Origin of the sequence: Microvirga aerilata (assembly GCF_016743775.1) — a bacterium.
Lineage (GTDB): Bacteria > Pseudomonadota > Alphaproteobacteria > Rhizobiales > Beijerinckiaceae > Microvirga > Microvirga aerilata.
This window is the reverse complement of sequence record NZ_JAEQMY010000126.1, coordinates 1-9,824: the sequence shown is the minus strand read 5'-3', so window position 1 is coordinate 9,824 and position 9,824 is coordinate 1. Positions and strand designations below refer to the sequence as shown.

The following is a 9,824-nucleotide window of genomic DNA, read 5'->3' as shown; positions in this document are numbered from 1 at the left end:
CTGTGTTCCCAGTTGTCTGAGGAGAGCAGCCGGAAGATGCTCCCCCTGCTCGATCGGGCAATCGGACTGGCTCCCGACCTCTGACCGGCTTTGCCTCGAAGACCTGGTCGGCAACCGGAACACGGCGCAGAACTACGTCTGGCGGACCACCAACGTGCCGGAGCGCCGGGCTAACGAGGTCGCCGAGTGCAAGAGCCGCGTCGTAGCCGTTCAGGAGGTGAGCCAGCTCCCCTGAGTTCTCCCATCCCAAGTTATCCGGGATCGTGGCGAAGCCGCCATCGCTGATGGGGGCGAGTTAATCCGGCTCGGCACCACGCATGGCGCGTCAGCTCGTGTCGCAGGCTCATCGCCGCGACAACCTCCCGGTCTCTACCAGCTTCATCCGTGTTGAAGCCCATGACCGGGCACTTGTTCTAGGCCATCGGGCTCGGCAGCGAATGGCCTAGTGCAACACGAACGCCAGGATGATCGCAAGGAGGACAGCGGCGGCCGCCGCCGTCAAGGCAGTTGTGACAGCAATGGTGGTCTGATCGTTGCTCATGACCCTATTGAGCCGGAACAGGCGCCCAACGCAAGGTTTAGTTGTCGCTAAGGAGGCGGTTGCGGGGCCTCGTCTGCACCGTGTGCGCCACTTACACAAGCGCCCTATCTACATTGCTGGTGCTGCTGCTCGGCCAAGGTCCAGGAGGGAGGCGCACTTCCAGGGTAGGGCGACAAGGTCAACCTTAGGTGAAGCAGATGCCAAGTCATTTCGACGACCGCTAGTGGTTAAATTCTAACGCTTGGTACCGACAGTTAGGCTGGTGCTCGGGTGGGAAGCGGACATTCACTTATCCTCTCCGTCCTACCGGATTTGAGCCTGGCTGTGTAAAAACGCGGTCGATGATATGATCTCTCAGCCATGTTTGGGGGATCCGATGAGACGCTTTGTTGAAGGCGTGAATCGCAGCCAGACCACCCTGTTTCCCGAAAGCCTGGACGACTGGGTTGATGAGAACAACCCGGTGCGCGCCATTGACGCTTTTGTCGATGCGCTCGATCTGAGGGCACTCGGCTTTAGTGGCGTCGACCTTGCCCGGACAGTGAGGCTCAAGTGGCCGTGGATTAGGACGGTCCTGACCTCGGGTGCGCCGCTTGAGGACGACTTTGACAAGGCACTGCGGCACGTCCGGTTCATGCCAAAGCCTTGGCGAGCTTTGGAAGTCCTGATGGAAGCCGAGAAAGCTGCTGATGCGAGCCAGTATGAGACGATAGTGTCTCGAACCGGCATCGGAGTGGTGAGAGCGTTACGGGCGTAATCTCGACAGCCTCCGATGGTATTGTCAACCTCGCGAGAGTTCGGGGTCAGTGGCAGGGTCTCGGGCATGAGCACGACGTCCAATCCGTATTGGGGCTTCCGCTTATCCGGCTGAGATCATCAATCAGGCCATCAGGTTGTATCACTGCTTCAGCCTCAGCCTGCGCGAAGTCGAGCTGATCTTGGCCGCGCGTGGGGTCGTGGTGATGGGGGAATGGCTTTCAGCGCGCCTTCACAGAACCATCTGTACCTGCCCTAAGGGGCAGGAGCTTGAGGTCATTGTCCGATGACCATGAAAACAGCCGAAAGAGTGGCTGCCAGCAGCACGCCACTCAGGAGCATTGTCCCAACGGGAATATGGCGACTCTTCCAGGACAAGCGCACCGCTTCCTTGTGCGCTTCCCGGCGGGGGTCTGGCTTTTTGTCCGCCATGGTTGCCTTCACCCTTCCGGATAGGTCCGCCCGCTTCAACATGATAATGCTGGCGACAGGCCTCTTTTCTATAGAAGAGTCATGACCAGTAATGTGAGCTAGCACACGTGAAAGCTTGTTACTGGTGCTCGAAGCCCACGAACTCGGATGCGGGTTGGTCGTCTGCGGGAGCAAGGACGCTCTTGCCAGACCCCCTTTGCCTCAAGAGCGGTGGAGAAGGCCCCGTCTCCCCTATCGAATGGAGCCATCCAAGTGGCTGTTTACTCTTCCCCCACAGCTGCTTAAGGCCAAGGTTAACCATAGTGCTCTCAGTCTCAAGGACGAATGCATTGCGCATCGAAGGTAAGCATCCGTGCCTGACCGAAAAAGAAGGTCCGAAGCTGCGAGCATCAATCGCGACGCCAAGAACCGCATCGCTGAGCTGATGCGAAACGTTTACTTCCCGCCTGATACGAGCCCTATATCCGACGAACAGCTTGATCTTCTTGCCCTGCGCCGTAAGGAGCGGGAGTGTCGTCAGCCAACATAAGAAGGCGGGACCCTGGTTCTGTTGTGACCCCGTAAAGGCCGGGAAAGCAGAAGGTGCATCGCGCCGACCTACTTGCACGAACCTCACCCTTGTGGAGATGCCCGCCACCCATGCTGCGGCAGATCGGGCGCGCTTGCCGAAGCTGCGCGACCTGATTGTTGCAGCAATCGTGGAGCGGGTTGGAGACGGCACAACGAACCCGGATGCGGCGTTCGCCTGAACCGTGTGCTGTACATGGGAACCCTGGTGCGTTCCCCACTGGGCAGCCGTGAAGTGCTTGGACTGTTCCCTCTAGGCACCGACGGCTTCGATGCCTAGCTACCACCCCGGATCATGGAGGCTGCAATGGCTCAGACGGCATTGGTGGTAGGCGTGAGCGGGATCGTGGGAAGCGCCACGGCGGCGCTTCTGGCGGCAGAAGGCTGGGATGTGCTGGGGCTGGCCAGACGGCCGACCGCGCAGACGGGCATGACGCCGATTGCGGCCGATCTCCAGGATGAAGCTTCGCTCGCCGCAGCCCTTGCTGAGGTCAAGCCGGAGGCCGTGTTCATCACGACGTGGTCGCGGCAGGCGACAGAAGCCGAGAACATCCGCATCAACGCGGCAATGGTGCGCAACCTCCTCAATGGGCTGCGTCCCGCCGGCACGCCCCGGCATGTCGCGCTGGTCACAGGCCTCAAGCACTACCTCGGCCCCTTCGAGGCCTATGGCAAGGGCACGCTCCCGCAGACGCCGTTCCGGGAGAAGCAGGGACGGCTCGACGTCGAGAACTTCTACTATGCCCAGGAGGACGAGGTGTTCGCCGCGGCAAAGCGCGACGGCTTCACCTGGAGCATCCATCGCCCGCACACCGTCATCGGCAAGGCGGTTGGCAACGCCATGAACATGGGAACGACGCTGGCGGTCTATGCCACGCTGTGCCGAGAGACGGGACGTCCGTTCCGCTTTCCCGGTTCGGCGGCCCAATGGAATGGCCTGACCGACATGACCGATGCCCGGCAGCTCGCCCGCCATCTCCTTTGGGCTGCGACAACCCCGGCTGCCTTTGATCAGGCGTTCAACGTGGTCAATGGCGATGTCTTCCGCTGGAGCTGGATGTGGGGCCGCCTTGCCGAGTGGTTCGAGCTTGAGCCTGCCCCCTTCGACCGCTCCATCCTGCCGCTGGAAGAGCAGATGAAGGCGGACGCCCCCATCTGGCGTAGAATTGCCGAGCGGGAGGGCTTGGCCGAGCCGGATCTTGGTCGTCTGGCATCCCCTTGGCACACGGATGCCGATCTCGGCCGGCCGATTGAGGTCGTGACCGACATGTCGAAGAGCCGTCGTCTCGGCTTTACCGCCTACCAGGCAACTGATGATGCGTTCTTCGACCTGTTTGCGGAACTCCGGGCTGAACGGCTAATCCCCTGATGCTGACATGGCCATTTGGTGGCTAACTGATGCCGGAACGTAGCAGGCCGAGCGTTCGGGGTAGGGAGGGAAATCGGGCCTTCATATGGTCACGCTTAATGGCTCAGATCGGCTGTGGCCCTGCGGTCGGGCCGTGGCGCCATCAAGTCAGGGCGGCGAACTGCTCCACAAGCTTGGTCGGCCCCGACACGATGAGAAGGTCGCCTGCCTCGACCAGGGTCTCAGGCCGCGCATAGGTAAAATCCGTTCTCGGGCGCTTCACCCCAACCACTGTCACACCGTATTTGCTTCGCAGGGCGGATTCCGCGAGCGTCCTGCCCGTCGCCTGCTGGGGCGCTCTCGTTTTCACGATTGCAAAACCGTCATCAAACTCGATGAAGTCAATCATCTTTCCGGTCACCAGATGCGCCACACGCTCGCCCATGGCAGCCTCGGGATAGACCACATGATGAGCGCCGGTGCGCTCCAAGATGCGTCCATGCTTGTCGCTTAGGGCCTTTGCCCAGATATCTGGGATACCGAGATCACACAAAGCCAGCACGGTCAGCACACTCGCCTCAATGTCCGTGCCGATCCCCACGACCGCGCGTCCGAACTCGTGCACACCGAGGCGACGGAGGGTGTCGCTGTTGGTCGAGTCCGCTTGGACCACATGAGTAAGTCGATCCGACCATTGCTGGACGATTTCGGCGCTTTCGTCGATGCCGAGTACGTCGTGGCCAAGGCGGACGAGCGAGTTGGCCACGGCACCACCGAAGCGGCCGAGGCCGACCACGACGACGCCATCGCTCCGGGTGGATCTGGAATTAGCCGACAATGGGACGCTCCTCCGGGTAACGGTAGGGCCGCTGCTTGCCACGCAGAGCAAGCGCCGTGGCCAGGGTGATTGTTCCCACGCGCCCCATGTACATCAGCACCGTTACAACAAACAGGCCGAGGGGCGGAAGATCTGGCGTGATCCCAGTTGAGAGACCGACAGTAGCAAACGCCGAAATTGTCTCGAACAGGATATCCTCCAGCGCAAAGTCAGTCACGCTCAGGAGGATCAGGGCCCCAACAGTGATAGACCCAACAGCCAGCAGGACGATGGTCAGGGCCTGACGCTGGACGTCAACCGTGATGCGCCGCCGAAAGACCGTGGTGTCGGGTTCCCCGCGAACCTCCGCCAGGACGACGAACCCGAGTAGGAGGAAGGTTGTCACTCTGATCCCGCCGGCGGTTCCAGCGCTGCCTCCGCCAATCAGCATGAGGGCGTAGCTGACAGTCAACGTCTCCGGTCGCATCTGCCGCATATCGAAAGCGTTGAAGCCGCCGGACCGGGTCATGGCGGAGTAGAACACCGATCCGAGCAGCTTGCCAGCTGGGTCCTGCGGTCCAAGGGTTGTGGGGTTCCTCCACTCGAAGGCCAGAACCGCAGCAAAGCCTCCGAGCAGCAGAATGGCTGTCCCAAGAAGCGTGAGCTTGGTGTGAACCGACCAGCGCGCCGGCTCTCGTGGCTTTTGCCGGAGTTCATGAAGGACGGGGATGCCAAGGCCGCCGAGGATGACCCCCATCATGATTGGCACGAGGATCAATGGATCGGCTGCAAAACGCACCAAGCTGTCCGAGTAGGTCGATAGACCCGCATTGTTGAAAGCCGAAACGGCGTGGAACACGCCGTGCCAGACCGCTTGTCCCCAGGGCTCATGGTAGGCGAACCGCAGGTGCAGGATCAGAATGGCCGCAATGAGCGTCTCAACGCCGAGGGTGACAACAAGGATCAAGCGCAGCACTGCGGTGACATCACCCAGCGCTACGCTGCGGGTCTCGGCTTGGGCGATGAGGCGGGTGGCCAACCCCAGGCGTCGGGTTACAAGAAGCGCAAGCAGCGTGGCGCCGCTCATGATCCCGAAGCCACCAAACTGGAACAGGATCAAAATGACCGCTTGCCCGAACCCGGACCAATAGGTGGAGACGTCCACGACCGCAAGCCCAGTGACGCAGATAGCGGAGGTGGCGGTGAACAGGGCAATCAGCAGCGGGGCTCCTCCCGGTCCAGCCCGAGCGATTGGCAGTAGTAGCAGGAAAGTGCCCACAGCAATGGCACCCAGAAAGGCCAGCGGGACCAGCCGGGCTGGATGCTGTATCGGATGACGCAGCGCCAAGCATCCCTCTCCTGGAAGTTGCCGAACCGGGAACCCAGCTCCTGGCTCCAAACTGCCAGAACTTCGGAGCGGAAACATCAACTCTCTAGGATGAGACCCTTCATACGCTCCAGTTCCTGAGCCTCACATACCCACCCTGGCAGGCCTACCCTGGCTGGGCTACGCGTCGCTGGGCGGATCTCTCCTGTTCCGCGCTATTGGCTGGCTCCGAAACCAAAGCGTCGTCAAGCAGGAGCGCACGTTCCACAAGGCCGCGTCTAGGCGAGAGATATAGCTCCGAGAGCATCAATGAGGGGATGATGCCGGTCGAGCGCATTCCGGACCTGCATGAGCACGACAACCACTTTGAACCCGGCTTGTTTGCGCTCTGCAGCTCGTGTGAACGTCTCTGAAAGCGCCTCCTCTTCGGTCGGGTACGTGGCAAAGGTCTCTCCATCATACGAGACTGACCACCGACCCTCCCTTGTCCACGTGACCACAAAGCGCTCCATGCTTGTGGCTCCCTGTTGATGCTAAACGTCAAGCTTAAGCATCGTGCCACGCTCCCGCAGCAGGTCTAAGGGGAGTAGCCCAGCACCAAAAGGGCTGAAGCAGACGGCAACAACCCGCCGATGGCTTCAGTACCAATGCGAGCACCATCGGTGAGCAGATTGTTTACCCTGGCTGCTCTAAGATGCGTGTACCGGGCGCGTTGCGTATCAGCCCGAGCAGATACTCTTGTGTCGTTGATGAATGGCATTGGAGTTGTTGGGGGGCTTCCCCTCCGCTGACACCCTGGCTGAGGGTTTTCATACAGCACCCTCAGCTGGGGCTTTTTGCACGCAATCAGCCATGTCGTTGCTTGAACTAGAGTCCGAAGGTACGCCGGGGAGGATCTGAGTAGGGCTTCTGTTCGGGGACCTGGTCCGCTACACCTCCTACTGTCCTGCTGCTGTCAATGTCCTCCCCAGAAGGTTCAGAATGGCCTACAAACTCTCCCGGCTTGCTCCAGGCAGCTATGACGTGCTGCTCCATGGGGTGATTATCGCCAGCTTAGTTCAAAGCGGTAGAACTGATGGTGCTACCTGGACAGCTGAAATACTGCTCGATCTGCCTCCTGGAGAGAGGCCCGCCCCATTCACCGAGATCGAGCATACATTTGGCAGTCTTGAAGAAGCCCAGAGATGGCTCGGGGATGCTGAGATCCGTGGAGACGGGGGAGGGGACTAGGCATGGCAGAGGTCATTGCGTTTCCCCAGCGTGTGGAGACGAAGACACTCCACTTTGATGAGAAGCATGCCTTCGGAGAGATCGGCGGCCTTATGCTCTCGCTCGTGCAGGAACAGGGTCACCCAGAGGGACCCGTCACGCTCGTTCTGCTCGGAGGCGTTGACGGCTTTCTTCCGCTCGAGTCATTTGAGCCAACACCGGAAGGCTTCGAGGCTGCCCAAGCAGCAGGCGAGATGGCATTGCGGGTTCTGGCAGTGGGGCACACCAATTGGGCGGAGTAGCCGTTAAGCAGGTGAAACGGCGCCATCACGCACCTGTCATTTGCTTGCCCGTACGGTTTTGGCCCTCTAGTCCGTATCTGCCCCTTTCAAGTGCCGAGACCTTGCGCTTTCAGGGCGCTTTTTATTTGCCCAAGCATTCCGGTACGGGGGAGGGGCCTCACCGATCCAATCACACATGGTGTCCGACGATAAGTCGCCATCACTCATTGAGCGGGTGGAGATCACGGACTCATCTGGTGCAGGCCGGAGGTGTCCAGGTGGGTGTAGATCTGGGTAGTCTCGATGCCCGCATGGCCGAGCAGCTCCTGCAGCACGCGCAGGTCGGTGCCGCCTGAATGCATGTGGGTGGCAAAGGCATGCCGCAGGACGTGAGGGGACACCCGCTCGGGACTGGCCAGTCCTGCGGCCACGGCAGCCTCCTTGATCTCCAGCAGAGCGGCCTAGGGCGTCAAAGGCTTGGTGCCGTTGCGAACGGAGTGGAAGAGCCACTGGGTCGGCTTTGCTTAATGGTCTCAATAGCCCGCTCATGGAGGGGCACGAGCCGCTGCTTGTCGCCCTTGCCACGGACCATCAGCATGCAGGTGCCAGGCGAGGCCGCATCGGAGAGCAGTGACAAAGCCTCGCTGATGCGCATGCCCGAGGCACAGAGCGTCTCGAACAGGGCGGCCCTTCGGGCATAGCCGGCCTGCCGGTAGAGGCCAACCGATGGATCGGCCGCAAGCGTGTGGGCGGTCTCCAGGAGGGCTTCGGTCTCGGCAATGGACAGAACGAAGGGCCGCTTCATAGCCAGCATGGTGGATGTGGGATCGCGGGAGCCGAGTTCCTCGGCGATCAGGAAGCGATGAAGGTTCCGGATGACGGTAATGCGGCGGGCGATGGTCGATCCGGCATAGCCGCGCTGGTCGAGAGCAGCGATGTAATCCCGGACGTGTTCAAGACCAACATCTTCCAGCCCGATGCTTTTCTCGCCAAGCCAGGCGAGATAGCAATTCAGATCGTCGGTGTAGGTCTCAATGGTGCCCGCTGCTGCCCTGAGCTCCGTCGCAAGAGCATCAAGCCATAGCTGGGCCAGCCGGTGATTGATACCCATAGGATCCTCTTGGACAGGAGGACCTTGGCATGGCAGGAGTTACAAACTTTCTGTCATAATGATAATTCAGCGCGGTTCGCATGTAGGCGCAAAGCTAAGATGACAGACAGAGCAGCGTCCAAGGGGGCTGATCATTGGACAGCCTGCAGCCCTCATGCGTTATGATCGCTCTGTCCTGCAGGGGGGCGTCAGCATAACTCATAAGCGGGAGAACACTGCCATGATTGGAGCATAGCTAAGCTTAGCCGAAGAAGTGATGCCCAAGCATGCTAACAATTCCAACGGCCGATAAGGACAGCACGAACCATGTCGGGCAGTGGTGGGAATAGTCCTCTGCATCGAGGCCAAGATCTACAATGTCTTTGCTAGGAGTTCTCATGATGCGAATGCGGGTACTATCTGGGCGCTTCAGTGTTGTGACATGGCTCAATCGTTGAGCATCGTGGCTCCGATGTCAAAGCCCTTTGGCCATAAAGCCTGTAATAGAGAGTACGACATTCGGATAAGATCTGCTTGAGAGCCTGGCTACATTTCTGGTTGCCGAAAAGCTTGAGCTATCTACCGTCGGCAGCATCCTCTCTGCATGAAGCTACCTAGTAGCTTTGATTACCCAACGACGCGCCTAGAAGCCCGCTCTTTCAGCCATAGTCAAAGGTATGGCTAGATACCTGCTTTGCTTTATCGAGCATCTCGGGGCAGATCTAACGCAGCCCGCACCTCTTCAGAAGAGGATGGCTCTGTCCCACACTGCTCTGACCTAGGGTGCTCGTCCACCCATTATTGCCTGGGACGCCTGCAGACTGCTAAACCGCTCCTGTTGCGACCCTGTAAGGAAAGGAGGAGATCGGTGGCACTCACAACCAAGATCATCGATGGCAACCTCCTCATGCTCCGCGTCGGGTTTGCCGATGGCATGACTGTCACGGTGACTGCCGGCAGGAACGGCAAGAGTATCAGTGTGACACCCAACAACCCGGAGACGGCCGAGAGGCTGTTGTCCATCTTCCACTGGAGCGTCAATAAGGTAGGTGAGCCGGGCTATCCGTTCACCAGCCTCAACCAAGTCATCTACGGCATGGAAACGCTGGCCCGCTCTGCGTTGAATGTGGAGCAGTTTATTGCGGGTCTTCGGGAGGTGCTGGAGGTGTCCGACAGGCATCCCGTACCCGAAGTCAGTATCAGGCCCCCATCATTCACCGTCGTCGACCTGAGCCCTAGCGGGAACGGGTGGTTTGTCGATGCCTGCTTCCAGAGCGGCGAGCGCTTTAAGCTGGCCATCAACAAGGCCAGCATCGGTTGGGCCGCGGAGCCCCCAGAGCCCACGCGCGACAAAGATGTCATGGATCTCCTGTCTGGCATGAAGGGCGCCCGGATGTCGACGGACGAGGACGTTGCGCTGCTGGTGATGGAGGTGGCGCATCATTCCTCCGACATA

The 9,824-nt window shown here is 60.0% G+C and carries 12 protein-coding genes and 1 pseudogene; 7 read left to right on the top strand and 6 right to left on the bottom strand.

Features of this window, described 5'->3' with window-relative positions; genetic code table 11:
• Positions 1-235 (top strand): hypothetical protein (locus JKG68_RS28930; protein WP_202065510.1); only part of this gene is annotated, 235 nt, incomplete at its 5' end.
• Positions 236-917: 682 nt separating this feature from the next.
• A pseudogene (locus JKG68_RS35185) lies at positions 918-1,067 on the top strand (IS5/IS1182 family transposase); the annotation flags it as partial.
• Positions 1,068-1,573: 506 nt separating this feature from the next.
• Here the strand turns inward: JKG68_RS35185 and JKG68_RS28920 are convergent.
• Positions 1,574-1,729, bottom strand: coding sequence for a hypothetical protein (locus tag JKG68_RS28920; protein ID WP_202065508.1), 156 nt, complete (start codon positions 1,727-1,729; stop codon positions 1,574-1,576).
• Between the two features lie 626 nt (positions 1,730-2,355).
• On the opposite strand from JKG68_RS28920, the gene JKG68_RS34370 reads away from it, so the two are divergent.
• Together JKG68_RS34370 and JKG68_RS28915 are read left to right on the top strand one after the other, a co-directional pair.
• Positions 2,356-2,478 carry a hypothetical protein gene (locus JKG68_RS34370; protein ID WP_281399251.1) on the top strand — a complete coding sequence of 41 codons (123 nt, stop codon included), beginning with the start codon at positions 2,356-2,358 and terminating at the stop codon, positions 2,476-2,478.
• Between the two features lie 125 nt (positions 2,479-2,603).
• A complete protein-coding gene (locus JKG68_RS28915) occupies positions 2,604-3,665 on the top strand; it encodes an SDR family oxidoreductase (RefSeq protein ID WP_202065507.1) in 1,062 nt (353 codons plus the stop codon).
• A gap of 142 nt (positions 3,666-3,807) precedes the next feature.
• Here JKG68_RS28915 and JKG68_RS28910 read toward each other — a convergent pair whose 3' ends face one another.
• The 3 genes from JKG68_RS28910 to JKG68_RS28900 form a co-directional block, all read right to left on the bottom strand.
• Positions 3,808-4,482: a potassium channel family protein gene (locus JKG68_RS28910; protein WP_202065506.1), complete on the bottom strand. Its 675-nt coding sequence runs from the start codon at positions 4,480-4,482 to the stop codon at positions 3,808-3,810.
• On the bottom strand, positions 4,472-5,809 hold the full coding sequence (locus JKG68_RS28905) for a TrkH family potassium uptake protein (RefSeq protein WP_246516010.1): 1,338 nt from the start codon (positions 5,807-5,809) through the stop codon (positions 4,472-4,474). Before JKG68_RS28905 ends, JKG68_RS28910 begins: the two co-directional genes overlap by 11 nt.
• Before the next feature lie 257 nt (positions 5,810-6,066).
• Positions 6,067-6,300, bottom strand: a complete 234-nt coding sequence (locus tag JKG68_RS28900) for a hypothetical protein (RefSeq protein WP_202065504.1) — start codon at positions 6,298-6,300, stop codon at positions 6,067-6,069.
• Positions 6,301-6,769: 469 nt separating this feature from the next.
• Between JKG68_RS28900 and JKG68_RS28895 the strand changes: the two genes are divergently transcribed.
• Both JKG68_RS28895 and JKG68_RS28890 read left to right on the top strand, forming a co-directional pair.
• Positions 6,770-7,018: a hypothetical protein gene (locus JKG68_RS28895; RefSeq protein ID WP_202065502.1), complete on the top strand. Its 249-nt coding sequence runs from the start codon at positions 6,770-6,772 to the stop codon at positions 7,016-7,018.
• Positions 7,019-7,020: 2 nt separating this feature from the next.
• On the top strand, positions 7,021-7,299 hold the full coding sequence (locus JKG68_RS28890) for a hypothetical protein (protein ID WP_202065501.1): 279 nt from the start codon (positions 7,021-7,023) through the stop codon (positions 7,297-7,299).
• 221 nt (positions 7,300-7,520) lie between these two features.
• On the opposite strand, the gene JKG68_RS34365 is transcribed toward JKG68_RS28890, so the two are convergent.
• Positions 7,521-7,709 (bottom strand): tyrosine-type recombinase/integrase, encoded by a 189-nt coding sequence (locus tag JKG68_RS34365; RefSeq protein WP_312891025.1) that lies wholly within the window; start codon positions 7,707-7,709, stop codon positions 7,521-7,523.
• Positions 7,710-7,747: 38 nt separating this feature from the next.
• On the bottom strand, positions 7,748-8,389 hold the full coding sequence (locus JKG68_RS28885; protein WP_281399250.1) for a site-specific integrase: 642 nt from the start codon (positions 8,387-8,389) through the stop codon (positions 7,748-7,750).
• Between the two features lie 847 nt (positions 8,390-9,236).
• On the opposite strand from JKG68_RS28885, the gene JKG68_RS28880 reads away from it, so the two are divergent.
• Positions 9,237-9,824 (top strand): hypothetical protein (locus tag JKG68_RS28880; RefSeq protein WP_202065500.1); only part of this gene is annotated, 588 nt, incomplete at its 3' end.